The 26,458-nt window shown below is 68.6% G+C and carries 28 protein-coding genes; 12 read left to right on the top strand and 16 right to left on the bottom strand.

What is annotated here, in order from left to right; translation table 11 throughout:
- Positions 1–74: 74 nt before the first annotated feature.
- Positions 75–1,034, top strand: coding sequence for an NAD(P)/FAD-dependent oxidoreductase (locus ACVN9Z_RS19840; RefSeq protein WP_054443459.1), 960 nt, complete (start codon positions 75–77; stop codon positions 1,032–1,034).
- 67 nt (positions 1,035–1,101) lie between these two features.
- On the opposite strand, the gene ACVN9Z_RS19835 is transcribed toward ACVN9Z_RS19840, so the two are convergent.
- Positions 1,102–1,737 (bottom strand): DUF2971 domain-containing protein, encoded by a 636-nt coding sequence (locus tag ACVN9Z_RS19835; RefSeq protein ID WP_020927442.1) that lies wholly within the window; start codon positions 1,735–1,737, stop codon positions 1,102–1,104.
- 89 nt (positions 1,738–1,826) lie between these two features.
- On the opposite strand from ACVN9Z_RS19835, the gene ACVN9Z_RS19830 reads away from it, so the two are divergent.
- Positions 1,827–2,294, top strand: a complete 468-nt coding sequence (locus ACVN9Z_RS19830; RefSeq protein ID WP_006385291.1) for a hypothetical protein — start codon at positions 1,827–1,829, stop codon at positions 2,292–2,294.
- Between the two features lie 54 nt (positions 2,295–2,348).
- Here the strand turns inward: ACVN9Z_RS19830 and ACVN9Z_RS19825 are convergent, their stop codons facing one another.
- Positions 2,349–3,308, bottom strand: a complete 960-nt coding sequence (locus tag ACVN9Z_RS19825; RefSeq protein WP_020927441.1) for an alpha/beta hydrolase family protein — start codon at positions 3,306–3,308, stop codon at positions 2,349–2,351.
- Between the two features lie 199 nt (positions 3,309–3,507).
- Between ACVN9Z_RS19825 and ACVN9Z_RS19820 the strand changes: the two genes are divergently transcribed.
- Entirely contained in the window at positions 3,508–4,662 is a 1,155-nt protein-coding gene (locus ACVN9Z_RS19820; RefSeq protein WP_458212547.1) for a porin, read from the top strand.
- Positions 4,663–4,846: 184 nt separating this feature from the next.
- Here the strand turns inward: ACVN9Z_RS19820 and ACVN9Z_RS19815 are convergent, their stop codons facing one another.
- The 3 genes from ACVN9Z_RS19815 to ACVN9Z_RS19805 are packed head-to-tail and all read right to left on the bottom strand — an operon-like array spanning position 4,847 to position 7,057.
- Complete coding sequence (locus tag ACVN9Z_RS19815) at positions 4,847–5,257, bottom strand: VOC family protein (protein ID WP_035181830.1); 411 nt, start codon at positions 5,255–5,257, stop codon at positions 4,847–4,849.
- Between the two features lie 53 nt (positions 5,258–5,310).
- A complete protein-coding gene (locus ACVN9Z_RS19810) occupies positions 5,311–5,811 on the bottom strand; it encodes a helix-turn-helix transcriptional regulator (protein WP_458212546.1) in 501 nt (166 codons plus the stop codon).
- A gap of 1 nt (position 5,812) precedes the next feature.
- Positions 5,813–7,057, bottom strand: coding sequence for a hypothetical protein (locus tag ACVN9Z_RS19805; protein WP_458212545.1), 1,245 nt, complete (start codon positions 7,055–7,057; stop codon positions 5,813–5,815).
- A gap of 186 nt (positions 7,058–7,243) precedes the next feature.
- Here ACVN9Z_RS19805 and catB point away from each other — a divergent pair, with 186 nt between their 5' ends.
- A complete protein-coding gene (gene catB / locus ACVN9Z_RS19800) occupies positions 7,244–7,894 on the top strand; it encodes a type B chloramphenicol O-acetyltransferase (RefSeq protein WP_241130561.1) in 651 nt (216 codons plus the stop codon).
- On the opposite strand, the gene ACVN9Z_RS19795 is transcribed toward catB, so the two are convergent.
- The 8 genes from ACVN9Z_RS19795 to ACVN9Z_RS19760 form a co-directional block, all read right to left on the bottom strand.
- On the bottom strand, positions 7,869–8,231 hold the full coding sequence (locus tag ACVN9Z_RS19795; RefSeq protein WP_241130562.1) for a winged helix-turn-helix domain-containing protein: 363 nt from the start codon (positions 8,229–8,231) through the stop codon (positions 7,869–7,871). The genes catB and ACVN9Z_RS19795 overlap by 26 nt on opposite strands.
- Before the next feature lie 13 nt (positions 8,232–8,244).
- Complete coding sequence (locus ACVN9Z_RS19790) at positions 8,245–8,550, bottom strand: DUF4148 domain-containing protein (RefSeq protein ID WP_024068695.1); 306 nt, start codon at positions 8,548–8,550, stop codon at positions 8,245–8,247.
- A gap of 152 nt (positions 8,551–8,702) precedes the next feature.
- Complete coding sequence (locus tag ACVN9Z_RS19785; RefSeq protein ID WP_006385281.1) at positions 8,703–10,433, bottom strand: ABC transporter substrate-binding protein; 1,731 nt, start codon at positions 10,431–10,433, stop codon at positions 8,703–8,705.
- Positions 10,434–10,545: 112 nt separating this feature from the next.
- Entirely contained in the window at positions 10,546–10,854 is a 309-nt protein-coding gene (locus ACVN9Z_RS19780; protein WP_054444951.1) for a DUF2160 domain-containing protein, read from the bottom strand.
- 15 nt (positions 10,855–10,869) lie between these two features.
- Positions 10,870–11,682 (bottom strand): carbohydrate ABC transporter permease, encoded by an 813-nt coding sequence (locus ACVN9Z_RS19775; RefSeq protein ID WP_020927431.1) that lies wholly within the window; start codon positions 11,680–11,682, stop codon positions 10,870–10,872.
- Entirely contained in the window at positions 11,675–12,565 is an 891-nt protein-coding gene (locus tag ACVN9Z_RS19770) for a carbohydrate ABC transporter permease (RefSeq protein WP_006385278.1), read from the bottom strand. Before ACVN9Z_RS19770 ends, ACVN9Z_RS19775 begins: the two co-directional genes overlap by 8 nt.
- The gene (locus tag ACVN9Z_RS19765; RefSeq protein WP_006385277.1) at positions 12,562–13,650 is read right to left on the bottom strand and encodes an ABC transporter ATP-binding protein; all 1,089 of its coding nucleotides are present in this window, start codon (positions 13,648–13,650) and stop codon (positions 12,562–12,564) included. The genes ACVN9Z_RS19770 and ACVN9Z_RS19765 overlap by 4 nt, the downstream gene beginning before the upstream one ends.
- The gene (locus ACVN9Z_RS19760; RefSeq protein WP_020927430.1) at positions 13,650–14,735 is read right to left on the bottom strand and encodes an ABC transporter ATP-binding protein; all 1,086 of its coding nucleotides are present in this window, start codon (positions 14,733–14,735) and stop codon (positions 13,650–13,652) included. The genes ACVN9Z_RS19765 and ACVN9Z_RS19760 overlap by 1 nt, the downstream gene beginning before the upstream one ends.
- Positions 14,736–14,964: 229 nt before the next feature.
- On the opposite strand from ACVN9Z_RS19760, the gene ACVN9Z_RS19755 reads away from it, so the two are divergent.
- Together ACVN9Z_RS19755 and ACVN9Z_RS19750 are read left to right on the top strand one after the other, a co-directional pair.
- Complete coding sequence (locus tag ACVN9Z_RS19755; RefSeq protein ID WP_458212544.1) at positions 14,965–15,756, top strand: DeoR/GlpR family DNA-binding transcription regulator; 792 nt, start codon at positions 14,965–14,967, stop codon at positions 15,754–15,756.
- Positions 15,757–15,859: 103 nt separating this feature from the next.
- On the top strand, positions 15,860–17,458 hold the full coding sequence (locus tag ACVN9Z_RS19750) for a glycerol-3-phosphate dehydrogenase/oxidase (RefSeq protein WP_006385274.1): 1,599 nt from the start codon (positions 15,860–15,862) through the stop codon (positions 17,456–17,458).
- Between the two features lie 110 nt (positions 17,459–17,568).
- On the opposite strand, the gene ACVN9Z_RS19745 is transcribed toward ACVN9Z_RS19750, so the two are convergent.
- The 3 genes from ACVN9Z_RS19745 to ACVN9Z_RS19735 all read right to left on the bottom strand — a co-directional run bounded on the left by ACVN9Z_RS19745 (position 17,569) and on the right by ACVN9Z_RS19735 (position 20,084).
- Positions 17,569–18,183, bottom strand: a complete 615-nt coding sequence (locus tag ACVN9Z_RS19745; RefSeq protein ID WP_006385273.1) for an HD-GYP domain-containing protein — start codon at positions 18,181–18,183, stop codon at positions 17,569–17,571.
- A 159-nt stretch (positions 18,184–18,342) separates the two neighbouring features.
- Positions 18,343–19,023 carry a type 1 glutamine amidotransferase domain-containing protein gene (locus ACVN9Z_RS19740; RefSeq protein WP_006385272.1) on the bottom strand — a complete coding sequence of 227 codons (681 nt, stop codon included), beginning with the start codon at positions 19,021–19,023 and terminating at the stop codon, positions 18,343–18,345.
- A 23-nt stretch (positions 19,024–19,046) separates the two neighbouring features.
- Complete coding sequence (locus ACVN9Z_RS19735) at positions 19,047–20,084, bottom strand: NADP-dependent oxidoreductase (RefSeq protein WP_053499633.1); 1,038 nt, start codon at positions 20,082–20,084, stop codon at positions 19,047–19,049.
- 120 nt (positions 20,085–20,204) lie between these two features.
- On the opposite strand from ACVN9Z_RS19735, the gene ACVN9Z_RS19730 reads away from it, so the two are divergent.
- The 6 genes from ACVN9Z_RS19730 to ACVN9Z_RS19705 all read left to right on the top strand — a co-directional run bounded on the left by ACVN9Z_RS19730 (position 20,205) and on the right by ACVN9Z_RS19705 (position 26,402).
- Positions 20,205–20,981: a TetR/AcrR family transcriptional regulator gene (locus ACVN9Z_RS19730; RefSeq protein ID WP_020927426.1), complete on the top strand. Its 777-nt coding sequence runs from the start codon at positions 20,205–20,207 to the stop codon at positions 20,979–20,981.
- 2 nt (positions 20,982–20,983) lie between these two features.
- Positions 20,984–21,952: an HlyD family secretion protein gene (locus ACVN9Z_RS19725; protein ID WP_020927425.1), complete on the top strand. Its 969-nt coding sequence runs from the start codon at positions 20,984–20,986 to the stop codon at positions 21,950–21,952.
- Complete coding sequence (locus ACVN9Z_RS19720; protein WP_006385268.1) at positions 21,949–22,914, top strand: ABC transporter ATP-binding protein; 966 nt, start codon at positions 21,949–21,951, stop codon at positions 22,912–22,914. Before ACVN9Z_RS19725 ends, ACVN9Z_RS19720 begins: the two co-directional genes overlap by 4 nt.
- Positions 22,911–24,056 carry an ABC transporter permease gene (locus ACVN9Z_RS19715; RefSeq protein WP_006385267.1) on the top strand — a complete coding sequence of 382 codons (1,146 nt, stop codon included), beginning with the start codon at positions 22,911–22,913 and terminating at the stop codon, positions 24,054–24,056. Before ACVN9Z_RS19720 ends, ACVN9Z_RS19715 begins: the two co-directional genes overlap by 4 nt.
- Before the next feature lie 8 nt (positions 24,057–24,064).
- Positions 24,065–25,543, top strand: a complete 1,479-nt coding sequence (locus ACVN9Z_RS19710) for an efflux transporter outer membrane subunit (protein ID WP_458212543.1) — start codon at positions 24,065–24,067, stop codon at positions 25,541–25,543.
- A 142-nt stretch (positions 25,544–25,685) separates the two neighbouring features.
- Positions 25,686–26,402 (top strand): response regulator transcription factor, encoded by a 717-nt coding sequence (locus ACVN9Z_RS19705; protein ID WP_006385266.1) that lies wholly within the window; start codon positions 25,686–25,688, stop codon positions 26,400–26,402.
- Positions 26,403–26,458: the final 56 nt, after the last annotated feature.

Raw genomic sequence — 26,458 nt, 5'->3', positions numbered from 1 at the left:
TGGTTTGAAACATTATAAGTTGCGTGACCACGCGCCCCGCCGTATCATGCAACTTTTAAAGTATCGAGAAACCCATGAAGCCTGAAAAACTGCCCCCTTGCTACGACGCCATCATCATCGGCGGCAGCTTCGCCGGCCTGTCGGCCGCCATGCAGCTGGCCCGCGCCCGCCGCCGCATCGCGCTGGTGGATGCCGGCCTGCCGCGCAACCGCTACGCGGCGCACTCGCACGGCTTCCTGGGCCAGGACGGCAAGACACCGGCCGAGATCGTGGCCGTGGGGCGCGCCCAACTGGCCGCCTACCGCAGCGTGGATTTCATCGACGGCGCCGCCGCCCACGCCAGCGGCGAGTCGGGCCGCTTCGCCGTCACCATGGAGGACGGCCGCGAACTGCGCGGCGCCCGCCTGATCCTGGCCATCGGCGTGCGCGACGAACTGCCCGACCTGCCCGGCCTGCGCGAACGCTGGGGCCGGACGGTGCTGCATTGCCCCTATTGCCATGGCTATGAAGTGGCCGACCAGCCGCTCGGCGTGTTGGCCGCCCACCCCATGTCCTCACACCAGGCGGCGCTGCTGCCCGATTGGGGGCCGACCACCTATTTCACCCAGGGCGAGTTCGAGCCGGACGCCGAGCAGGCCGCGCTGCTCGCCGCCCGCGGCGTGCGCATCGAGCGCACGCCGGTGGCGCTGCTGCTGGGTCCGGCACCCCGGATCGACGCGGTGCAACTGGCCGATGGCCGCCGCCTGCTGGTCAACGCGCTGTTCGTCGCCAGCCGCGTGCACATGGCCAGTCCGCTGGCGATGCAACTGGGCTGCGCCTTCGATGAGGGATTGCTGGGGCCTTACTTGCGGGTCGATGATTTCAAGCAGACCACGGTGCCCGGCGTCTATGCGGCGGGCGACGCCAGCCTGCAGATGGGCAACGCCACGCTGGCCAGCGCTTCGGGCGTCATGGCGGGCGTGGGCGTGCACCAGTCGCTGGTGCGCGAAGACCCCGTCAAATGCTGGCGCGCGCAGGCCAGCCGGCCGGTGTAGGCGCCTGCGCGGACCGTGTCGTGGGGCCGATGACAGAGCGCGGCGTCCGCCGTGTCGCGGGCATCCGTCATGCCGGATCCTTGCGGCCGGCGCTGGCGAATTTCTTCCAGTCCTCGTTCTCGACCAGCGTCGAACGGAACACGCGCAGTTTCTCGCAGCCCTTGATCGATTTCAGCACCTTCTTGACCTGGTCGCAGACCGTGGCCGGCAGCCACGGACTGAGCGTGACGCGCTTGATGGTCGCGGGCGAAACCGGGATGCGCAGCACCGGCGTGTCGCGCATCTTGCGGCAGACGAACAGGCGGAATTCCTTTTCATCGCGAAAGGCATGGCGCTTGAGGAACGGCAGGTCGGCCTCGGCCGGCGGCTGCTCGCGCAGCGATTTGATGGTGCGGTACTGCACCGCTTCGGCCCGCAGGTCGGGCACCGCCCTCACCTGCTCGATCAGCTTTTCCTTGTCGAATTCGATGCAGACGCCGCCGCTGCCATGCGAGAACACGCGCCAGTGGTGGTAGGTCTCGGAGGCCTCGGCCAGGCAAAGCGCATAGATGCCCAGCAGGCGCTTGGCGCGCGCGTATTCCTCGATGTAGAAGGAATCATTGCGGTCGTCCCACGCCTTCGGATTGAGCAGCGCCAGTTCGCCCGACTGCAGGTAGTCGATCAGGTAGGGAAGCTCGGTGTATCTGCGCAGCGAGGTGGCCAAGGCGGTGCTCCGGTGAAAACCCAGCCGCCAGTCTACCCGCATCGCCGCCGGCACGACGTTACACTGGCCCCTTGCCAAAAGGAGACCCCATGCAGCAGAACAATGGTGAAGGAAGGCAAGCTACCCGGCGCCACGCGCCTACCAGTCAGCGGTTCTGGTACATCGTCCTGGCGGGCACGCTGGTCACCCTCAGCTATGACCTCATGCCGCTGCTGCGCGGCCAGCTCTCGCCCCTGCTCAAGCTGATCGTGCCCGGACTGCTGCTGGCCGGGCTGTACCGTGGCAGCGAATGGGCGCGGTGGCTGCTGATGATATCGTTGCTGGGCTTCGGTGTGCTGGTCATGTACCTGACGACCTCGCTGATGCCCTATTCGATCGACATCTGGCTGCACCGCTTTGTGTGCAGTGCCGCCATGGTGGCGACAGGGCTGTACCTGGCGCTGGCCAGGAAGGACTTCGCGCGTTACTGCAATTACGTCGCGCTGCGCGACGGGCCGAAGGCGGCGGCCAGGAGGCGGGCCGCCGAACAGGCCAACCGCCAGAACTCGGCGCGCTAGCGGGCAGCGGCCTTCACGACAGCAGTGGTTGAAGGCCGGCTTGCCCAGCGCCGGTCAGCGCAACGCGTTCCTGAAGAACGCGACCACGGCCGCGTTGAAATCGCGATGCCACGCCGCCCGGTCGAAACCCGCCGCGTCGCGGCAGATCGCCGGCGCGGCCTCGGCCTGCGCGGTGGAGCACGGCGCCAGGAAGGCGAAATGCCCGGCGCCGGCGACCGGGTGGAACTCGGGCGCCGCCAGCCCCAGTCGTACCGCATCGACGCTGGCCGGCGTGACGCCGTCACCGCCCCGCGCCGAGGCCCACAGCTGCACCGGAATCGACACCGCCTTGAGCGCCTCGGCGCTGAAGGCGTTGAGCGGATCGGCGATGACCAGCGCCTTGATGCGCGCATCCTTCACATAGGGCTGCGCCGGCACCTTGCCGTCGCGGATGTCGCGGCACATCGGCAACGCCGGCTCGTCGGCGCAGAGGCCCAGGCCCAGCTTGAAATCGGGCGTCGCGCCCGCCAGCACCAGCCCCGTATAGCCGCCGCGCGAGAACCCGAAGAAGCCGATGGCGCCGTCCAGCCGCGCCCGTTGCGGCCACGCGCCGGTCAGGTAGTCGAGCAGCCGCCGGATCTCGCGCGGCCGGGTCGAGAAGATCGACAGATAGCCCTGTCGCGAGCGGTCCACCGCGTTGTCGCCGACGTGGTTGATCGCCGCCACCACGAAGCCCGCGTCCGCCAGCGCCGCGGCGGTGTCGTGATGCCCCAGGTACGAGCCGGCCGATCCGTGCGACATCACGATGAGCGGCTTGGACCCGTCGGTCATCGGGCAGTCCGGCGTCGCCGCCAGGGTGACGCGGCCGATGGCGACGTCCTGCGCGGGCGCGGCGCACGGATACCAGATGCCGCCCTGCAAGGCCGGGCCGTTCATGTCCATGGGCAGGTTGAGCCGCTGGAATCCGGCCGCGTGCGCGGCCCCGGTGGCGAGCAATGACAAGGCGAAACAGGCGCGCAGGAAAGGCTTGAACATGGAATCGAAGGCAGGCGGTGCGGGACGGGCCCCGGCAGGAAAAGATGACAGTATCGCGACGGCAACGCGATCGATATTGTCATTTTAATGTTCGCGAACTGTCGATCGACGCCGCGCAGACTTCGAATCGCCCTGCAATGGAAGGCATCCCCTTCGACCGCACGGCGCCATTCGAGTTTCCCAGCCTACGGAGTCATCCATGAAAAAACAATTCGCCGCCGCGGCCGCCATGGCGCTGTCCGGCGCGGCGTCCGCGCAGACGTCGGTCACGCTCTACGGCCTGATCGACACGGGCATCGGTTACGCCAACGTCGACGGCAGCTACACCGACCCGGCCACCGGCCGCCGCAGCAACATCGACAACAGCCGCATCGGCACGACCACCGGCACCACGGCCGGCTCGCGCTGGGGCCTGCGCGGCAAGGAAGACCTGGGCGATGGCCTGTACGCCGTGTTCCAGCTGGAGTCGGGTTTCGACAGCCGCAACGGCAATTCGCTGCAAAGCGGCCGCCTGTTCGGCCGCGAAGCCACCATCGGCCTGGGCAGCGCCGACTGGGGCGAGGTGCGCCTGGGCCGCCAGTACAACGTCGCCACGCGCTATTTCTCCGGCATGCTGGGCCCGTCGTTCGGCGGCGGCTTCAACCAGCTCAACACCGGCGCCGGCCTGGGCTTCAGCTCGGCCTACTTCCCGCGCTACGACAACCTGGTGGTGTACGAGACGCCGTCGCTGGGCGGCTTGCGCGCCGCCGTCGGCTACGCCTTCAACGCCGACGACCGCCGCACCGCGCAAACGGGCTTTGCCACCGCCGACAACACCCGCGCCATCACCGCCGGCGTGCGCTACGACAACGGCCCGCTGATGGGCTTTGCCACCTACGACCAGCTCAACGCCTCCAACAAGCTGGGCCAGGACCAGGTCGACGCCACGCCGCGTTCGTACATCGTGGGCGGTTCCTACGACTTCGAAGTCTTCAAGGTCGCGCTGGCCTACAACCGCCTCACCGACGGCTGGTTCGCCGGCAAGAGCCTGCCGGGCGGCGGCAGCATCGGCAGCTTCACCGGCACGCCGTCGTACGCCTTCTCCAAGGGCTTCCGGTCGAATTCGTACATGCTGGCGCTGGCCGCGCCCATCGGCAAGTCGAGCGGCGTGTTCGCCTCCTGGCAGCGCGCCGACGCCAACAGCAAGCAGCTCACCGGCGGCGACTCGGCCAGCAACACCTACAGCCTGGGCTACAACTACAACCTGTCCAAGCGCACGGACCTGTATGCCGCGGCCTCCTACACCACCAACTGGGCGTTCCTGGACAACGCCAAGGCGACCGAGGTCAACATGGGCATACGCCACCGCTTCTGATCGCCGCGGGATCGCTCCCGCCTTGCGCATGTTCCCGTTGATGACGCCCGCCTCCGCGAAGGGATGGGCGGTTTATCGCCGCGCGTTTCCGGGTCCGTCCGGGAACGCGCGTTTTTTTCGCCGGACAGCTCCAAGGCAAAAACACCCGATTGGGGAACAGCGACCCGCGCGGCAGCGATGCGCCTCAGGCGGCGGGCCCCTGGATCATCTTCCAGCCATTGCCCGCCGGATCGCGAAACCCCGCGTCGATGCTGCCATAGCGCTCGACCGGCTCCTGGGTGAACTCCACGCCCAGCGCCTTCAGCCGGGCATGGCTGGCGCGGCAATCGGCCACCGCCAGCACCAGCGGCGGCATCGCGCCCTTGGCGACCATGGCGCGCAGCGCCTGCGCGGTGGCCTCGTCATGGACCGGCGGGCCGGGCCGGAACAGGCCCAGCTGGAACGATGGCTGGTCCGGATGCTGCACGGTCAGCCAGCGATACGGGCCGTTGCCCACGTCCGTATGGACACGAAAGCCGAGCTTGTCGACATAGAACCGCAGCGCCTCGTCCTGGTCGTCCACGTAGACGCCGACGACATTGATTCCTGCACTCATGGTTGCTCCCCTGGACACGTTGATCGGGTGATGGGCGACCCGACGCGGGCCGATCACCGCACTTTATCCTTCGCCTGGCGGCGGCGCTTCTCCAAAACTGCGATGTTCAGATCGGGGCGCAGCGCGGCCTTGACCACGCAGGCTGGCACGAGGCCCAGCCCCTCCTGGCCGGCCCGGGCGCGCACGCGCATGGCGCCGGGGCTGGACCCCGTGATGTCGCGAAAGATGCGGCCAAAGGTGCCCAGGCTCTGCCAACCGGTGGCGTAGGCGATCTCGGTGATGGGCAGGTCGGTGTCGCGCAACAGGGCAATGGCCTGCTCGACGCGCCGCGTCAGCAGGTAGCGATGCGGCGGCAGGCCGAAGGCGCGCTTGAAGCAGCGGGCGAAATAGGCAACGGAAACGCCGCTGACCTCGGCCAGGCGCTCCACCGGCCAGGCCTCGTGCGAGGCGGCGTCAATGCGGTCCCTAGCGCGCAGCAGGCGGCGCAGCAGCATGGGATCCAGCAATGGTTCCTCGACGGCGGTGGCCGCACAAGACGCGCGCGCTCGCGGCATGCTAGACCTCCTCGATCACCGCCGTGGGCGCGAACGGCGTGCCCAGTCCCAGCGCGCGATAGATGCGTTCCAGGATGCGCTGGCGCCGCGTCGGCCGGCCCATGCGCCAGCGCGTGTCCAGGAACAGCAGCGGCAACGCGACGCACAGCCAGGACACCAACAGGAAAACGAACGTCACCGCGGCCAGTTCGGGCGCCGCCTCGCGGCCCGACGGCGAGTCGGAGGAAGACAGCACCGCTACCACCACCAGCCAGCACACCAGGAGCAGGATGGCCAGCAAAGACAGCATCGGCACGCGCTGCCTCAGGCCCACGCCCACGGGCGCGATGTCGGTGAAAGCGGCGCGGAAATAGTGATGGCAGACATAGACGCGGCCGTCCTCCAGATTGCGCAGGCCGTAAACCAGCTGGTCGGGCCCGGCGCCGGCGATCTGGCCGGCATAGGCGGCCACCTCCACCCGGTCGCCCTCGGCCAGGAACGGCAGCACGTCGCCGAAGTTCTCGGCAACGTACATGATGAAGCGGCGCGTGCCGACGTGGAAACGGTAGACGCCATAGCTTGGCGTCGTGCGGGCCGATGGCCTGGCCTCGTGCGTCAAGGATGCCAGCGCGCCGCGTATCAACAGGATCTCGGGCGCCGCGTCGGTGAGCAGCGTCTCGCCCTCGCCCGACGGCTGCGCGGCGCACGCTTGCGCCGGCGGCGCGGCGTCCGGCACGGGGGTGTCCCGCAGGTCGCGGTAGAGCGCTTCGCTGCGCAGGATCGCCGCCCGGTGCCGGCGGTTGTCCCACAGGCCGTACAGCGAGAAACCCGCCAGCAGCACGGCAACCAGCGCCACCGTCAGCGCCAGCACGAGCAGCAGCACCTGCGCGAACGACGACAAGTCCAGCAGGCTGGCGCCGGCCCCGGCCACTGCGGCCACGGCCAGGCTGATGCCGATGCCGCGCCATCCCCGGCGGCACTGGTCGACGTAATAGCGCGGCGGTATGCCCCGGCCCCTGCCGGCGCTCAGCCACGAAAAATGGCGCAAGCCGTGCGGACCGCCCTCTAGCACGCCGACGCGCACCGGCGTGGCTTGCGCTTGCAGCCCGCGCAGCGCGCGGATATCGGCCTGGTCTTCGAAGGTGGCGTTGACAGGCTCGCCGTTGACCCGGAAATGGACGTGGCCGCGTACGAGCGGCACCGCAAGCCGGATCCTGTCGATGCGGCCTTCGACCGTTGCGGCCACCGTGTTCGTGCGCTTGGACATGCGTGCTGGCGGGCCGCAACGCACGCGGCCGATGCTGGAAAAGCGTCAGCATACCGCAGCGCCTGTAGCGGGCGCGCGGCTGCGCGTTTGCGCGGTTGTGCGATTGTGCGATCATCGACACGCAGCCCGCCCGCGCGCGAATCACCATGACGCCACGCGGCCCCGGGCCACGCCACCGGGATCTCCATGAAAAATCACTTCGAAAGCCCCTTCAAGGGCAAGCTGCTCTCCGACGACGTCACCAACAGGAACATCAAGGTCGGCCGCTACAGCTACTACTCCGGCTACTACCACGGCCATTCGTTCGATGACTGCGCGCGCTACCTCATGCCGGACCGCGATGACGTCGACCAGCTGATCATCGGCAGCTTCTGTTCCATCGGCTCCGGCGCCGCCTTCATCATGGCGGGCAACCAGGGCCACCGGTACGACTGGGCGTCATCGTTCCCGTTCTTCTACATGAGCGAAGTGCCGGCGTTCGCGCAAGCGCGCGACGCCTTCCGGAAAGCCGGCGACACCGTCATCGGCAACGACGTCTGGATCGGCTCCGAAGCCATGGTCATGCCCGGCATCACCATCGGGCACGGCGCCGTGATCGGCAGCCGCGCACTCATCACCAAGGACGTGGAACCCTACACGATCGTCGGTGGCAACCCCGCCAAGCCGATCAAGAAACGCTTTGCCGACGACGACATCGCCCTGCTGCTTGAAATGCAGTGGTGGGACTGGCCCGAAGACAGGCTGGCCGGCGCCATGCCGTTGCTGTGCTCGGGCGACATCAAGGGCCTGTACGGCTATTGGCGCGACACCGTCAAAGCGGCGCGGCGGCCAGCATGAAACTGCCGCCGCGAATCACGTGCAACAACCGCGGGCGGCTGCCGCCATCCACCTTCTTGCGCAGGCGCCGCATGGCGATCGCGACCGCCTGGCACTTCACGTGCCGAGTCCCGGCGAGCGGCGCCTTGGATTTCCATACGGACTCGGCCAGCTGCCAGCTGGTGAACACCGCGCCCGGGCTGCCCATCAACAGGGCCAGCAGGCCGAACTCCTTCGGCGTCAACAGCAGCGGCTGGCCATCGCGGTAGGCGCGAAAGCGCAGCAAGTCCAGCTCCAGGTCCGCGAACTGCAGCCTGTCGCCGGACTCGGGAACGCACGTCAGCAGGACGTGAGCCATCGCGAGGACGCGGTTATCGGCGGCTCTCGTTCTGGCGCTGCACCTCGGCCTGGTAGTCAGGACCCGAGCGCAGGCGCACATATTCCGAGAACGCAGCCTTGTATTCCGGGCTGTAGATGTCCGGCGTGGCCTCGCCGCGCCAGAACCGGTCCACGCCGGCGCGCTTCCACAGCGCCAGGTCGGCCAGCACTTCGGCGCGCGTGAGCGGCGCGCCATAGGGGCTGGTCAGGGCCGTGGACGGCGCCTGCTGCGCCAGCGCCGTGCCCGAAACGCCGGCCGCCAGGACCAGGACCAGTGCGGTTTTACGAAGAATCTGCATGCTTCACTCCTATGAATCGTGGGGGGTACTGCTCGGGATTCATTCTAGGAAGGCGATGCGGACAGAAAGCGGATAAGGGGATTACGTTTTTGCAATGAAAAAGCGCCACGGAAACCGTGGCGCTTCGAGATGGCGAAGATATCGCGCGGTGCTTACCGCACCTTCCCTTCCTTCCAGGCTTCCAGCAGCTTCTCGTACGCCACCGTCTCGCCCTTGGGCTTTTCATTGGCCAGCTTCTTCCACGGCGCGTGCTGGTCCGACAGCCACTTGTTCGGATCGCCCTTGGCGTTCAGCTTGGGCGCGCATTGCGCCATGCCGGCCCGCTCCAGCCGCGCCATCACCTGGTCCATTTCGTTGGCCAGGTTGTCCATCGCGGCCTGCGGCGTCTTTTCGCCGGTGACGGCGGTGGCGACGTTCTTCCACCACAGCTGCGCCAGCTTGGGGTAATCAGGCACGTTGTTGCCGGTCGGCGTCCAGGCCACGCGCGCGGGGCTGCGGTAGAACTCGATCAGGCCGCCGTAGTTGGCCGCGTTCTTGCTGAAGTAGTCGCTGTGAATGTCGCTGTCGCGGATGAAGGTCAGGCCGGTGATCGACTTCTTCAGCGACACCGACTTCGCCGTGACGAACTGGGCGTAGAGCCAGGCGGCGGCCATCTTGTCGGGGTTGGTGGACTTGAAGAAGGTCCACGAGCCCACGTCCTGGTAGCCGTTCTGCATGCCGTCCTTCCAGTACGGACCGTACGGCGACGGCGCCATGCGCCACTTGGGCGTGCCGTCCTCGTTGACCACCGGCAGGCCCTTCTTGGTCATGTCGGCGGTGAAGGCCGTGTACCAGAAGATCTGCTGCGCGATCTGGCCCTGCGCCGGCACCGGGCCGGATTCCGAGAAGGTCATGCCCATGGCCTGCTGCGGCGCGTACTTCTTCATCCAGTCGACGTACTTGGTCAACGCATAGACCGCGGCCGGGCTGTTGGTGGCGCCGCCGCGCGCCACCGAGGCGCCCACCGGCGTGCACTTGTCGTCGGCCACGCGGATGCCCCACTCGTCCACCGGCATGCCGTTGGGCAGGCCCTTGTCGGCGGCGCCGGCCATCGACAGCCACGCGTCGGTGAAGCGCCAGCCCAGCGACGGGTCCTTCTTGCCGTAGTCCATGTGGCCATAGACCTTCTTGCCGTCGATCTCCTTGACGTCGTTGGAGAAGAAGTCGGCGATGTCCTCGTAGGCGGACCAGTTGGTCGGCACGCCCAGCTCGTAGCCGTACTTGGCCTTGAACTTGTCCTTCAGGTCCTGGCGCGCGAACCAGTCGGCGCGGAACCAGTAGACGTTGGCGAACTGCTGGTCGGGCAACTGGTAGAGCTTGCCGTCCGGCGCGGTGGTGAACTTGGTGCCGATGAAGTCCTTCAGGTCCAGGCCCGGATTGGTCCATTCCTTGCCGGCGCCGGCCATGTAGTCGGACAGTGGCAGGATGGCGCCATAGCGGTAGTGGGTGCCGATCAGGTCGGAGTCGGAGATCCAGCCGTCGTAGATCGACTTGCCCGACTGCATCGAGGTCTGCAGCTTCTCGACCACGTCGCCTTCCTGGATCAGGTCGTGGTTGACCTTGATGCCGGTGATCTCGGTGAAGGCCTTGGCCAGCACCTTGGACTCGTACTCGTGGGTGGTGATGGTTTCCGACACCACGTTGATTTCATTGACGCCCTTGGCCTTGAGCTTGGCGGCGGCCTCGATGAACCACTTCATCTCGGCCATCTGCTGGTCCTTGGACAGGGTCGACGGCTGGAATTCCGAATCGACCCACTTCTTCGCTTCCGGCTCGCCAGCCCAGGCTCCTGACGTCCCGATCAGGGCGATGGCGGCCGCCATGGCGTGCATGCGCAATTTCATGACCTGTCTCCTCGATAGGTCTTCCCCTGTGGTGCTGCGGACTTCTGGCCGGGGAAGACATTGGCCGATCGTCCTTCCAAACCGCTGATATCGCGCGGGGTCTGACGCCCCTTCAGCCTTTTCTCATGATGAAGGCCAGCAGCAGCATGGACAGCACGAAGCTGATCCACACCGATGGCGGCTCATCCAGCGAAAACCATTCCACCGCCTTCTGCCCGAACCCCAGGAACGCCAGGTTGAGCCAGGCCGCGGCCATCAGGCCGATGAAGAGGCGGTCGCCGCGGGTCGTGCGCAACGGCAGGAAGCCCTTGCGCTCGACCGTGGGCGATTTCAGTTCCCAGATCGTCATGCCGACCAGCATCAGCACGATGCAGGAGAAGAACACGGCGACGGGGGTGGTCCATACCATCCAGCTGAACATGTGGCGCCCTCCCCCTCAGACCCGGCCCATCGCGAAGCCCTTCGCGATGTAGTGCCGCACGAACCAGATGACGATGCCGCCGGGCACGATGGTCAGCACCCCGGCCGCCGCCAGCACGCCCCAGTCCATGCCCGAGGCCGAGACCGTGCGCGTCATGGTGGCGACGATGGGCTTGGCGTTGACCGAGGTCAGCGTGCGCGCCAACAGCAGCTCGACCCAGCTGAACATGAAGCAGAAGAACGCCGCCACGCCCACGCCCGACTTGATCAGCGGCAGGAAGATCGTCAGGAAGAAGCGCGGGAACGAATAGCCGTCCACGTAGGCCGTCTCGTCGATCTCGCGCGGCACGCCGGACATGAAGCCCTCCAGGATCCACACCGCCAGCGGCACGTTGAACACCAGGTGCGCCAGCGCCACCGCCAGGTGCGTGTCCATCAGCCCGAACGAGCTGTACAGCTGGAAGAACGGCAGCAGGAACACCGCCGGCGGCGTCATGCGGTTGGTCAGCAGCCAGAAGAACACGTGCTTGTCGCCGATGAAGCGGTAGCGCGAGAACGCGTAGGCCGCCGGCAGCGCCACGGCCAGCGAGATGACCGTGTTGATGACCACGTAGATCAGCGAGTTGATGTAGCCCGAATACCAGGCCGGATCGGTGAAGATGGTGCGGTAGTGCTCCAGCGTGAACTCGCGCGGCCACAGCGTCAGGGTGCTGACGATCTCGGTATTGGTCTTGAACGACATGTTCAGCATCCAGTACAGCGGCAGGATGGCGAACACCAGGTACAGCGCCAGGAAGGCGCCGCGCCACCAGGTCGATTGCTCACGCATTGGCGCGCTCCTCGTCGAAACCGCCGGTGGTGCCGGCGCGCTGCATCCAGTTGTACAGAATGAAGCAGAGCAGCAGGATGATCAGGAAGTAGATGATCGAGAACGCCGCCGCCGGGCCCAGGTCGAACTGGCCCACGGCCTTCTGCGTCAGGTACTGCGACAGGAAGGTGGTGGCGTTGCCGGGCCCGCCGCCGGTCAGCACGAACGGCTCGGTGTAGATCATGAAGCTGTCCATGAAGCGCAGCAGCACCGCGATCATCAGCACGCCGCGCATCTTGGGCAGCTGGATGTAGCGGAACACCGCCAGGCGCGAGGCGCCATCGATGCGCGCGGCCTGGTAATAAGCGTCGGGAATCGCGCGCAGGCCGGCATAGCACAGCAGCGCCACCAGCGGCGTCCAGTGCCAGACGTCCATCACCAGCACCGTGACCCAGGCGTCCAGGTCGTTGCCGGTGTAGTTGTAGTCCACCCCCAGCCACGACAGCGTCGCCCCCAGCAGGCCGATGTCAGTGCGCCCGAACACCTGCCAGATGGTGCCCACCACGTTCCACGGGATCAGCAGCGACAGCGCGATGATGACCAGCACCGCCGAGGCGCGCCAGCCGCTGGCCGGCATCGACAGCGCCAGCAGGATGCCCAGCGGGATCTCGATGGCCAGCACCGCCAGCGAGAAGCCGATCTGGCGCAGCAGCGCGCCGTGCAGTTCCTCGTCCTGCAGCACGGCGGCGAACCATTCGGTGCCGACGAACACGCGGCGCTCGGGCGAAATGATGTCCTGCACCGAGTAGTTGACGATGGTCATCAGCGGCAGGATGGCCGAGAACGCCACGCACAGCACCACGGGCAGCACCAGGAACCAGGCCCGGTGATCGATCGGTTTCATCGGATCAGCTCCTCGTCGCGGTAGAAGCAGGTGTGCGTATTGAGTACCGACAGCCACACCGTGGCGCCGGGCGCGATCGCGGCGGCGTCGGTGCCCAGGCGGGCGCGCAGCGGCGTGCCCTCGAAGTCGGCCAGCAGCAAGGTGTAGGTGCCCACGTCCTGCACCCGTTGGACCGTGGCCGGGATGGCGCCGGGCGCCCCGGCATCGGCCAGGCGCAGGTATTCCGGCCGCACGCCCAGCTTGACCGGGCCGGCGTCGGCCAGCCTGGCCGCCATCGCGTCCGGCACGCCGTCGACGCGGCGCTGCCCCACCATCAGGCCGCCGTCGCGCCATTGCGCCGGCAGGAAGTTCATGCCGGGCGAGCCGATGAAATGGCCGACGAAGGTGTGCGCCGGCCGCTCGAACAGGTCGTCGGCGCTGCCCACCTGCACCGCGCGGCCGCGCGCCATCACCATCACCTGGTCGGCGAAGGTCAGCGCCTCGGTCTGGTCGTGCGTGACGTAGATCAGCGTCAGCTTGAACTCGTGGTGGATTTCCTTGAGCTTGCGGCGCAATTCCCACTTCAGTTGCGGGTCGATCACGGTCAGCGGTTCGTCGAACAGCACCGCCGACACGTCGTTGCGCACCAGGCCGCGCCCCAGCGAGATCTTCTGCTTGGCGTCGGCCGTCAGGCCGCTGGCGCGGCGGTCCAGCACCTGCGACATCTCCAGCATCTCGGCGATGCGGCCGACGCGCTCGCGGATCTGCTTGGGCGGCACGCCGCGGTTGCGCAGCGGAAACGCCAGGTTCTCGGCCACGGTCATGGTGTCGTACACCACCGGGAACTGGAACACCTGGGCGATGTTGCGCGCCTGCGGCGTCTTTTTGGTGACGTCCCGGCCGTCGAACAGGATGCGCCCATGCGAAGGCCGCAACAGGCCCGAAACGCAATTGAGCAAGGTGGTCTTGCCGCAGCCCGAGGGCCCCAGCAAGGCGTAGGCGCCGCCGTCGCGGAAGGTGAACTGCAGCGGCAGCAGCGCGTAGTCCTCGTCGGCCTGCGGATGGGCGACGTAGGAATGCGACAGGTCCAGCTCGATCTGCGCCATCAGGCGATCCCCCCGCTGGCGTGAGGCCGCGCGGGCGCGGCCAGCAAGGCGCCGTCGCCGCCGAAGGCGTAGGTCTGGGCCGGATCGAAGTACAGCGTCAGGCGCTGCTCCAGCGTGTAGCGGTGCACGCCCGGCAATTGCGCGACCACGTCGCCGGCCGCCGTCTCGGCGTGCACGAAAGTGTCGGACCCGGAGATTTCGGCCAGCTTGACCACGCCGTCCAGGCCGATGTGGCCGGGGCGCGGCGCGATGTCCAGCGCCCCGGCGCGCAGGCCGGCGGTGAGCCCGGCGCCGTCGCCCGGGGGCAGTTGCCGCGAGACCGTGACGCCGCCCTGCAACGTGAAGCCGCTGGCCCCGCGCCGGGCGCTGAACAGGTTCATGGGCGGGTCGCTGAACGCGCGCGCCACGCGGATCGAATTGGGCCGGTGGAAGACCTCGGCGGTCGGGCCGTATTGCAGCAGTTCGCCGGCATCCAGCACCGCGGTGTGGCCGCCCAGCAGCAGCGCTTCGCCGGGTTCGGTGGTGGCGTAGACCACGGTCGAGCGGCCTTCGGCGAACAGCGCCGACAGCTCGTCGCGCAACTCCTCGCGCAGCTTGTAGTCCAGGTTGACCAGCGGCTCGTCCAGCAGGATCAGCGGCGCGTCCTTGACCAGCGCGCGCGCCAGGGCCACCCGCTGCTGCTGGCCGCCGGACAGTTCGGCGGGCAGGCGTTCCAGCAGGTGGTCGATGTGCAGGCGCGCGGCCATGGCGCGCACCTTGTCGGCGATGCCGCTGGCGCCGCGCAGCTTGAGCGGCGAGGCAATGTTGTCGAACACCGTCATGGACGGATAGTTGATGAATTGCTGGTACACCATGGCGACGTTGCGCTGGCGCACCGGCACGCCGGTCACGTCGGCGCCGTCCACCAGCACCCGGCCTTCGGTGGGCCGGTCGAGCCCGGCCATGATGCGCATCAGCGATGTCTTGCCTGCCAGGGTGACCCCCAGCAATACGGTCATGGCGCCCGGCACCGGGGCCAGGCTCATCGGATACAGGTGCGTCTGCGAGCCGGCTCGCAAACCTATCCTGTCCAGGGTCAGCTGCATCTGGTCTCCTCTACCTCTAATACGTCCCCGGTTTTCAGACCGGACTTCAGTACATCGGTACAGCGGCCCTCGCGGCGCGCGGGAACGCGCCGGCCAGGGGTCTTCTTTCAGATCGCTTTCGTTTTTTGTGCGTTTTACCGAAGAAGCGAACAAAAAACAATCTTGCAGTGCGTCATTATTTTTCGCTTTTGTTGTTTTATGATGCGAACGTGACACTCACTATGCGAACATGACACTCAATCCCCGACAAAGCGCCTTGATCGAAATGGTGCGGGCCCAGGGCTCGGCCACCATCGAGGAACTGGCCAAACGTTTCGACGTCACGCTGCAGACCGTGCGGCGCGACGTCAACATCCTGTCCGAAGCCGGCCTGCTGTCGCGCTTCCATGGCGGCGTGCGCATCGAGGCCTCGACCATCGAGAACATCGCCTACCGCAAGCGCCAGGGACTGCACGCGGCCGGCAAGCAACGCATCGCCGAGGCCGTGGCGCGCGCCGTGCCCGACGGCTGCTCGCTGATCCTGAACATCGGCACCACCACCGAGGCCATCGCCCGCGCCCTGCTGCGCCATCGCGGCCTGCGCGTCATCACCAACAACCTGCACGTGGCCGACATTCTTTCCGACAACCCGGATTGCGAGGTCATCGTCGCCGGCGGCGTGGTGCGCTCGCGCGACCGCGGCATCGTCGGCGAGGCCACCATGGATTTCATCCGCCAGTTCAAGGTCGACATCGGCCTGATCGGCATTTCCGGCATCGAGGCCGACGGCACCCTGCGCGACTACGACTTCCGCGAAGTGCGCGTGGCCCGCACCATCATCGAACAGTCGCGCGAAGTGTGGCTGGCCGCCGACAGCAGCAAATTCAAGCGCCAGGCCATGGTGGAACTGGCGCACATCTCGCAGATCGACCGCTTTTTCACCGACGCGCATCCGCAGGAACCGCTGGCGCAAGTGCTGCTGGACGCCGGCGTGCGCTGCGAGGTGGCCGCCGCGCCGAACGCGGCCAAGGTACCCCCCTGACCGGCTTGACCCGGCCCGGCGGCACGGCGCTGGCGCCGCGCCCGGCCGGCACCAACAGAAACGAACAACGCACCGAACCCTAGCGGCCCCGCCGCCCAAGCATATGAACCAACCGCTCGCCACCGTCACCCCGCCCGACCGCAACCGCCTGCTGGCGCAACTGGACAACACGCCTGCCTGGGACGTGATCGTCATCGGCGGCGGCGCGACCGGCCTGGGCACCGCCGTCGACGCCGCCAGCCGCGGCTACCGCACGCTGCTGATCGAGGCCGCCGACTTCGCCAAGGGCACCTCCAGCAAGGCCACCAAGCTGGTGCACGGCGGCGTGCGCTACCTGGCGCAAGGCAACATCAGCCTGGTGCGCGAGGCCCTGCACGAACGCGGCCTGCTCAACCGCAACGCGCCACACCTGGTGTGGCCGCTGGGCTTCGTGGTGCCGGCTTACAACCTGCTGGACCAGCCGTTCTACGGCGTGGGCCTGAAGATGTACGACATGCTGGCCGGCAAGCTCAACCTGTCGCCCAGCCGCTGGCTGTCGCGCCGCGAGACGCTGGCCAACGCGCCGACGCTGGCCGAAAACGTCAACGGCCGCGGCCTGAAGGGCGGCGTGCTGTACTACGACGGCCAGTTCGACGACGCGCGCCTGGCGCTGAGCCTGATGCGCACCCTGTTCGACCTGGGCGGCACGGCGGTCAACTACGTGCGCGCCACCGGCCTGACCACCACCGGCGGCAAGGTCGACGGCGTCACAGCCGAGGACGCGCTGGGCGGCGCCAGCTTCACCTTGCGCGCGCGCTGCGTCATCAACGCCACCGGCGTCTGGGTCGACAGCGTGCGCCGCATGGAAGACAAGAACGCGCCCACCATGGTGGCGCCCAGCCAGGGCGTGCACCTGACGCTGCCGCACGACTTCCTGCCCGGCAAGCGCGCCATCCTGATCCCCAAGACCGACGACGGCCGCGTGCTGTTCGTAGTGCCGTGGAACGGCCACACCATCGTCGGCACCACCGATTCGCCGCGCAACGACCTGCCGCTGGACCCGGAAGCCGGCGCCGAGGACGTCGACTTCATCCTGAACACCGCCGCGCGCTATCTCAGCCGCAAGCCGACCCGCGACGACGTCACCAGCGTCTGGGCGGGCCTGCGGCCGCTGGTCAAGGCCACCGGCGACGCCTCCACCAAATCGCTGTCGCGCGAGCACACCATCCTGGTGTCGCAGGCGGGGTTGGTGACGGTCACGGGCGGCAAGTGGACCACCTACCGCCGCATGGCGCAGGACGTGGTCGACACCGCCATCCAGCACCAGTTGCTGACGCAGGCCAGCTGCCGCACCGAGTCGCTGGCGCTGCATGGCGCCAACGGCCTGGCGCCGTCGCAGGAACACGCCGGCACGCCGGACAGCTACTACGGCAGCGACCTGGCCACGCTCAAGGCCCTGCCCGGCGCCGAGCGCATGCTGGTCAGGAGCAGCGGCCTGTCGGAAGCGCATGTGCGTTTCGCCGCGCGCTTCGAACTGGCGCGCAGCGCCGAGGACGTGCTGGCGCGCCGCAACCGCGCGCTGTTTCTGGACGCCGAGGCGGCCATGCTGGCCGCGCCCGAAGTGGCGCGCATCCTGGCCGAGGAACTGGGCCACGACGCCGCCTGGCAGCAGCGCACGCTGCAGGAGCTGGCCGGCGTGGCGGCGCACTATCGGCTGAAATGACACGGCTGAAATGACGCGCTGGCGCCGCGCGGCCCGCCCGGGCGCTGCTTGCATCCAGGTCCGCCAACCCGACAACGCCGCGCCGCAATGCGCGGCGTTGCCGCATTGCGCTACGGCACGCGCAGCGGGCTGTGCTGGATCATGTTTTCGAACACGCGCAGCAGGTCGGGATCGCACTTGGCTCCGGCCTCCAGGTTGAGGATGCGCATGATCTCGGCGTGGGTGCGCGCGGGATGGTAGGGCCGCGCGTCGCCGAGCGCATCGTAGGAGTCGGCCAGCGAAATGATGCGCGCGGACAGCGGGATGGCGTGCCCGGCCAGTCCGTCGGGATAGCCCGACCCATCGAAGTGTTCGTGGTGGTGGCGCACCGCCTGCGCGATCCGCTCGCGTTGCGGCATGTCGCTATGCAGGATGATGTCGGCCCCCACGGCCGCATGGGCCTTCATGATTTCCCAATCTTCCTTTTCGAGCCGCCGGGGCGAGAACAGCACGCGGTCCGGCGTGCCGATCTTGCCGACGTCGTGCAGCCGCGCGGCCACGGCCACCATGTCTTGTTCATCTTGGTTCAGGTCGCAGGCGCGGGCCAGCGCCACGCTCAGGGCGACGACGCGGTGGCAATGGCGGCCCGTGGCGGCGTCTCGGGCCTGCATCGCGGCAAACAGCGCGGCTTCGCAGGAGCCTGCGGCACGCGTGGCCGCCGCGCTGGGGGGTACATCTGGGGGCATCGGTCTTGGCGCGCGCGGTTGCAGCGAAACCGCGCGTCTGTGTCAGAAAGTATCGATTCTGACACAAGCACGTACCGTTCCGGCGCTGCGGGCCCTGCCCACGTATCGACCCGCGGATTCATCCGCGGATTCACCCCACCGTCGCCCCGCGCCTTGGGCTCAGGCCTTCAGGCGTTCCAGCAGCGCCTGCGCGACGCCGACCGACGAAGCCGGATTCTGCCCGGTGATGAGCAGCCCATCCGAGACGATGTGCGGCTGCCAATCCGCCCCCTTGCTGTACAGACCGCCCAACATCGCCAGTTCATCCTCGACCAGGAAAGGCACCACGGCGGTCAATTGCACCGCCGCCTCTTCCGTGTTGGAAAAACCCGTGACCTGGCGGCCCTGCACCAACGGCTTGCCATCGGCGGTCTTGGCATGGCGCAGCACGCCCGGCGCGTGGCACACCGCCGCCACCGGCTTGCCGGCCGCGAGCATGGTTTCGATCAGCGACACGGACCGGGCGTCTTCGGCCAGGTCCCACAGCGGACCGTGGCCGCCGGGATAGAACACGGCGTCGTAGTCGGCAGCCTGCACCTCGGCCAGGCGGCGCGTGTTCGCCAGGCGGCGCTGCGCCTCGGCGTCCTGGCGGAAGCGGCGCGTGTCGTCGGTCTGGGCGTCCGGGTCGTCGCTCTTGGGATCGAGCGGCGGCTGGCCGCCCTGCGGCGAGGCCAGCGTCAGCGTGGCCCCCGCGTCCAGGAAAGCGTAGTACGGGGCCGCGAATTCCTCCAGCCAGAAGCCGGTCTTGCGGCCGGTGTCGCCCAGCGTGTCGTGGGACGTCAGCACGATCAGGATATTCATGTTGCGCTCCTCATGTTGCGTTCCTATTCATCCGGGCCGACGCGCACGATGCGCTTGCCGGCATTCTCGCCCTTGAGCAGCCCCATCAGGCCACGCGGCGCGTTTTCCAGGCCATCGACCACGTCTTCGCGATACTTGATGCGCCCGTCGCGCAGCAGCTCCTGCATGGCCGCGCGGAATTCACCGAAGCGAGGCGCGTATTCGTTGAAGATGATGAAGCCCTGCATCTTGATGCGCTTGGTCAGGATGGTGCGCATCAACAGCGGCAGGCGATCGGGGCCCTCGGGCAGGCTGGTGGCGTTGTAGGCCGAGATCAGGCCGCAGACCGGCACCCGCGCGCGCGGATTGAGCAGCGGCAGCACCGCGTCGAACACCGCGCCGCCAACGTTCTCGAAATACACGTCGATGCCTTGCGGCACGGCCTTGGCCAGCAGATTGGCCATGGCCGGATCCTTGTGGTCGATGCAGGCGTCAAAGCCCAGTTCCTCGACCACGTAGCGGCACTTGTCGGGGCCGCCGGCGATGCCGACCGCCTTGCAGCCGTGGATCTTGGCCAACTGGCCCACCACCGCACCCACCGCGCCGCTGGCGGCGGCCACCACCACGGTCTCGCCGGCCTTGGGCTGGCCGATGTCCAGCAGGCCCATGTAGCCGGTGAAGCCCGGCATGCCCAGCACGCCCAGCGAATACGACGGGCGTTCGGGCGCCGGCCCCAGCTTGAGCAGGCCGCTGCCGTCGGACACGGCGTAGTCCTGCCAGCCGGACTGGGACAGCACCCACTCGCCCACCGGATAGTCGGCGTGGCGCGAGGCCGCCACCCGGGCCACGGTGCCGCCCACCATGGGCTGGCCGACCTGCACCGGCTCGGCGTACGAGGGCGCGTCGCTCATGCGTCCGCGCATATAGGGATCGAGGGAAAGATAGACCGTGCGCAGCAACAGCTGGCCCGGGCCGGGTTCGGGCACCGCGCCGGTTTCCAGGCGGAAATCGCTGTCGGCGGGTTCGCCGCGTGGCCGCGAGGCCAGGACGATGCGGCGGTTGAGGGAGGACGATTGCGGCATGGCGTGCTGACTCCTTCTGTTCCGATCTGGCCATTACACCACCCCTGTCCGGTCGCCTGCCCGCCGACCCTGCAACCCACTCCGCTTTTAATTAATTAAGTATTTAATTAGAATCCGACCATGCCTGCCAAGCCTTCCCCCGCGCGCCGTCCCGGCCGCCCCGCCCGCCCCGACAGCGCCGCCGTGCGCGACCAGCTGCTGGACATTGCCACCGACCTGTTCGCCAAGCAGGGCGTGGCCGCCACCCGCCTGGCCCACATCGCCGAACGCGCCGGGTTCACCTCGGCCATGCTGCACTACTACTTCAAGAGCCGCGACCAGTTGCTGGACGCCGTGGTGCTGGAACGCGTGGTGCCCGTCATCGGCTACGTCTGGAGCCCGGTGCCGCAGACGCCGCGGCGGCTGCAGGGGTCGGCCGAGGCGACGCGCGCCGTCATCGCCGAAATCGTCTCGCGCATCGTGCGCTGCGGCACTGACCGGCCCTGGCTGCCGTCCTTGTGGATGCACGAGGTCGTCAACGAAGGCGGCCAGTTGCGCGAGCGCGTGCTGCGCCACCTGCCGGCGCAACGCCTGCAGGTGTTCGCCGGCCTGATCGCCGACAGCCAGCGCGCCGGCGCCATCACCCCGGACGTGGAGCCGCGGCTGGTGTTCCTGTCGATTCTGGGCCTGACCCTGCTGCCGCTGGCCACGTCCAGCCTGTGGCGCCGCATCTGGCAGGACGATCCACAGGCCCGCGCCATCGGCCACGAGACCATCGCCGCGCACGCCACCGCCATGCTCACGGGCGGATTGTTTTCCCCGCCGGCCGCGCCGCCACCGGCGCCCGCAACGCCCGCCAAACGGACCCGGCGCGCTGGCGCGGCTCCGGACGCCGAACCGCCCGCCACAGGACGCTGACCATGCGCACCGCTTCCCTCCCCCGTTTCGCGCTGCCCGCCGCCGCGCTCGGCCTGTCGCTGCTGGCCGGCTGTGGCAAGAGTGGCGAGGCCGTCTACCAGGGCTATGTCGAGGGCGAGTACCTCTACATCGCCTCGTCCGAGGCCGGCCGGCTGGACACGCTGTCGGTGCGGCGCGGCCAGCAGGTTGCCGCCGCCGCGCCCTTATTCGCGCTGGAGGCCGAGCGCGAGACCGCGGCGCGCGACCAGGCCGGCGCGCAATTGGCCGCGGCCAGCGCGCAGCTGGAGGACATCGCCACCGGCAAGCGTCCGCCCGAGGTCGACGTCGCCCGCGCCCAGCTGGCCCAGGCCGAGGCCGCCAGCCGGCGCTCGGCGGCACAACTGGCGCGCGACACCGCGCAGTTCCGCGCCGGCGGCGTGGCGCGGGCGCAGCTGGACGACAGCCGCGAACAGGCCCAATCGGATGCCGCGCGCGTGCGCGAGCTGCGCGCCCAGCTGGAAGTGGCCAACCTGCCCGGTCGCCAGGACCAGCGCCGCGCCCAGGCCGCCCAGGTCGACGCGGCGCGCGCCACGCTGGCGCAGGCCGACTGGGCCCTGGCGCAGAAACGCCTGGCGGCGCCCGCCGCCGCCCTGGTGTTCGACACGCTGTACCGCGTGGGCGAATGGGTGCCGGCCGGCAGTCCGGTGGTCAGCCTGCTGCCGCCGGGCAACATCAAGGTGCGCTTCTTCGTGCCGGAGACCGTGGTCGGCACGCTCAAGCCCGGGCAGCAGGCCATGGTGCGTTGCGATGGCTGCGGCGACCCGGTGCCGGTGCGCATCGACTACATCTCGCCGCAGGCCGAGTACACGCCGCCGGTGATCTACAGCCGCGAAACGCGCGGCAAGCTGGTCTACATGGTCGAGGCCCGGCCCGCGCCGGACGCGGCCACGCGGCTGCATCCGGGCCAGCCGGTGGAGGCGGCGTTGCAATGAACGACGCCCCCGCCCGCTCGGCGACCGACGAGGCCGGCTACGTCATCGACGTGCACGGCCTGAACAAGCACTTCGGCAACAAGCACGTGGTCAACGACGTCTCGCTGCAGGTACGCGAAGGCGAGATCTTCGGCTTTCTCGGCCCCAACGGCAGCGGCAAGACCACCAGCATCCGGCTGATGTGCGGCCTGCTGACGCCGGATTCCGGCAGCGGCACCTGCCTGGGCTACGACATACTCAGGGACAGCGCCCAGATCAAGCGCCACGTCGGCTACATGACGCAGAAATTCTCCTACTGGGACGACCTGACCATCCGTGAGAACCTGGACTTCGTCGCCCGCATGTACGGCATGCCGAACCGCCGCGAGGCGGTCGACCGCGCGCTCGAGGACCTGGGCCTGCAGACCCGCGCCAACCAGCTCACCGGCGCCCTGTCGGGCGGCTGGAAGCAGCGGCTGGCGCTGGCCGCCTGTCTGCTGCATGAACCGCGCCTGCTGCTGCTGGACGAGCCCACCGCCGGCGTCGACCCGACCGCCCGGCGCGACTTCTGGGAACAGCTGCACGAGCTGGCCGCGCGCGGCATTTCGGTGCTGGTCAGCACCCACTACATGGACGAGGCCGAGCGCTGCCACAAGCTGGCCTACATCTCGTACGGCAAGCTGCTGATCCAGGGCACCGCCGACGAAGTCATCGCCCGGCAACGCCTGACCACCTGGGCCATCCATGGCCACGACCTGGTGCCGCTGGCGCAGCGGCTGCGCGGCGCGCCGGGGGTGGACCAGACCGTGGCCTTCGGCACCGCGCTGCACATCAGCGGCCGCGACGCCGCCGTGCTCGAACGCACCTTGCGAGACGTCGTGGCCGGCCAGGACCTGCGCCTGGAACGCATCGACACCAGCCTGGAGGACGTCTTCATCTATCTGATGAACCGCTCCGACGACAACTATGCGAGCCCGGCATGAGGCGCCACCTGGAGGGTTTCTCGTGGTCGCGCTGGTGGAGCATGGTGCTCAAGGAGTTCCTGCAATTGCGGCGCGACCGCATCACCTTCGGCATGATCGTCGGCATTCCGATCATGCAGCTGGCGCTGTTCGGCTACGCCATCAACACCAACCCCAAGCAGCTGCCGACCGCGGTCATCGTGGCCGACCAGAGCCCGTTCACGCGCAGCTTCGTGGCGGCGATGACGGCATCCGACTACTTCGACATCGTCGAGACCCTGCCCGACGAAGAGGCCGGCCGCGCCGCGCTGGCGCAGGGCCGGGTGCTGTTCGTGCTGACCATTCCGCCCGACTTCTCGCGCAAGCTGCTGCGCGGCGAGCGGCCGGCGCTGCTGATCGAGGCCGACGCCACCGATCCGATGGCGGTCGGGCTGGCGATCGGCTCGGCCACACAGTTGGCGCAGGCGGTGGCGCAGAAAGACCTGACCGGCCCGCTGGCGCACCTGGCCGGCGGCCAGCCGCCGTTCGACGTGCGCGTGCACCAGCTCTACAACGAAGAGCAGATCTCGCAATACAACACGGTGCCGGGGCTGATGGGCGTGATCCTGACCATGACACTGGTGATGATGACCGGCCTGGCCATGACGCGCGAACGCGAGCGCGGCACCATGGAAAACCTGCTGGCCATGCCGGTGCGGCCGCTGGAGGTGATGACGGGCAAGATCGTGCCCTACATCGCCATTGGCCTGATCCAGTCCACCATCATCCTGCTGGCGGCGTATTTCGTGTTCCACGTGCCGTTCCTGGGCAGCCTGGTGACGGTGTACCTGGGCGCGCTGATCTTCGTGGCGGCCAACCTGACCGTCGGCATCACGCTGTCGTCGCTGGCGCAGAACCAGCTGCAGGCGATGCAGCTGACGATGTTCTATTTCCTGCCCAACATGCTGTTGTCCGGCTTCATGTTCCCGTTCCTGGGCATGCCCAAGTGGGCCCAGTACCTGGGCAACCTGCTGCCGCTGACGCACTTCAACCGGCTGATCCGCGGCATCCTGCTCAAGGGCAACGGCTGGTGGGACCTGTGGCCCGCCATCTGGCCCATGCTGCTGTTCACCGTGGTCGTGATGACCGCCGCCGTGAAGTTCTACCGCCGCACCCTGGATTGAAGGCCGCCATGCCCCGCCCCCACCCGCCCTTCGCCCGCCGCGCCGCGCTCGTGGCCGCCTGCGTCCTGCTGCCCGGCTGCGCCGTCGGGCCGGACTTCGAGCGCCCCGCGCCGCCGCCGGTCGCCGCCTATACCCCGCCGGCCGACAATGCGCCCGCCAGCGGCGCGCAACCGCGGCTCACGGACGCCGACATCCCGGCCCAATGGTGGCGCCTGTTCCGTTCCGCTGCGCTGGATGCGCTGGTGCGCCAGGCGCTGGACGCCAGCCCGACGCTGGAACAGGCCCGCGCCCGGCTGCGCCAGGCCGGCGAGGACCTGAACGCGGAGACCGGCGGCCGCCTGCTGCCGGCGGTGGACGCCAACCTGTCGGCGACGCGGCAGAAGGTCGATCCCTCCGCCTACGGCGTGCCCGTCGCCGAGCAGCCGGCGCCGTTCACGCTCTACAACGCGTCGATCGACGTGTCCTACACGCTGGATGTGTTCGGCGGCAACCGCCGCGCGCTGGAGGGCCTGGCGGCCCAGGTGGACTACCAGTCGCATGAGCTGCAAGCCGCGCGCATGACGCTGGCCGCCAACGTGGTCACCACCGCCATCCGCCAGGCCGACCTGGCCGGGCGCCTGGCCGACACCCGCGAGCTGTTGCTGGCGCAACAACGCCAGCGCGACATCATGGCGCAGCGCCTGCGGGCCGGCGGCATCGCCGAGGCCGACCTGCGCAACCAGGAACTGCTGCTGGCGCAGACCGAGGCCAGCGTGCCGCCGCTGGAATACCAGCTGGCCCAGGCCCATCACCAGCTGGCCACCTACCTGGGCCAGCCGCCGGCGGCCTGGCAGGCGCCGCCGCTGCGCCTGGCCGACCTGACGCTGCCCGCCGAAATCCCGACCGGCGTGCCGTCGGCGCTGACGCGCCAGCGGCCCGACATCCTGGCAGCCGAAGCGTTGCTGCACCAGGCCTCGGCGCAGATCGGCGTGGCCACGGCCAACCAGTATCCGCGGTTCACGCTGACCGCCAGTTTCGGCTCGCAGCGCACCCGCGCCGGCGACGTCGGCGATGGCGTCAATGTCTGGAACCTGGGACTGGGGCTGGTGCAACCGCTGTTTCGCGGCGGTGAGCTGCGCGCCCGCACGCGCTCGGCCCAGGCCGCCTACGAAGCCGCCGCGGCGGCCTACCGCCAGACCGTGCTGGACGGCTTCAGGCAGGTGGCGGACGCCCTGCGCGCGCTGCAGAGCGATGCGCGGGCCTATGACGCGTATGACACGGCCTGGCGCCGCGCCGACGATGCCGCGCGCATCGCCCGCGACCGCTACCAGGCCGGCGGCATCAGCCACCTGGACGTGTTGGACAGCAAACGCCAGCTGCTGCAGACGCGCATCGCCCGCGGCGCGGCCGACGCGGCGCGCTACGCCGATACCGCCGCCCTGCTGCAGGCGCTGGGCGGCGGCTGGTGGAACGCGCCGCCGGCCGACCCGGTTGCCGCCACGCAATAGCCCGCAAAGCGCGCCAAACCATACATCCTGGGGCCATGTCCGAGAATTCGGGTCAGAAAATGGCGTTGTGCGGCGTTTAGGAATCCGTTGTATCCGATGCATCATGCATGCGCTCAAGCTGCACTGATCTCGACAACGATTCATGAATGACCTACTAGACCTGATCGTCTTCTCGCCCGATTCCCGCCAACGCGCGCACCGCTGCGACGCGCTGGCGGGCATGGGCTTCTCGCCGCGCGGTTGCGAGGACTCCAACGGCCTGTTCCGGCTGTTCCAGGCGCGGCGCACGCCGCTGCTGGTGATGGAAGCCGAGCTGACCGATCTCTGCATGGCCGTGGCCGGCCTGCGCGCCATGGACACCACCGCCGGCATCGTCGCGGTATCCACTTTCGATTCCCCGGAAAACCGCATCCTCGGCCTGCACTGCGGCGCCGACGCCTGCTTTCCGCCCGACGTCGCCAGCGCCGAGATCGCCGCCGCGCTGCAGGCGCTGGTGCGCCGCGTCCCCGTGAACGGCCGGCGGCCGGCCGATGCCGAACCCCGCCCAGCCGCCGCGCCGGCCGAGGCCAATGGCAAATGGCACTTCCAGGATGCCGCTTGGACCCTGGTCAGCCCGCGAGGCACCCGCCTGGCGCTGACCCAGGCCGAGCGCGACTTCCTGCTCAAGCTGACTACCAGTCCCGACAGGCGCATGCCGCGCGGCGACGTGCCGCCCAGCGACCCGCAGGCCGGCCGCGAATCGCTGCGGCGCACCGACGTGGTGGTCAGCCGGCTGCGCCGCAAGGCCCAGGAAACCAATATGGAGCTGCCGATCCGCACCGTCTGGGGCTGGGGCTACGCCTTCACCGGCGACATCTAGGGCCTGCGGCGCGCGCGGCCGGCGTATCATGCGGCATGGCCGGCCGGATCCCGGCG

It is taken from the genome of Achromobacter sp. KK8 (assembly GCF_054188005.1).
Note: the sequence above shows the minus strand (reverse complement) of the source record. Positions and strands in the feature narration are given on the sequence as shown.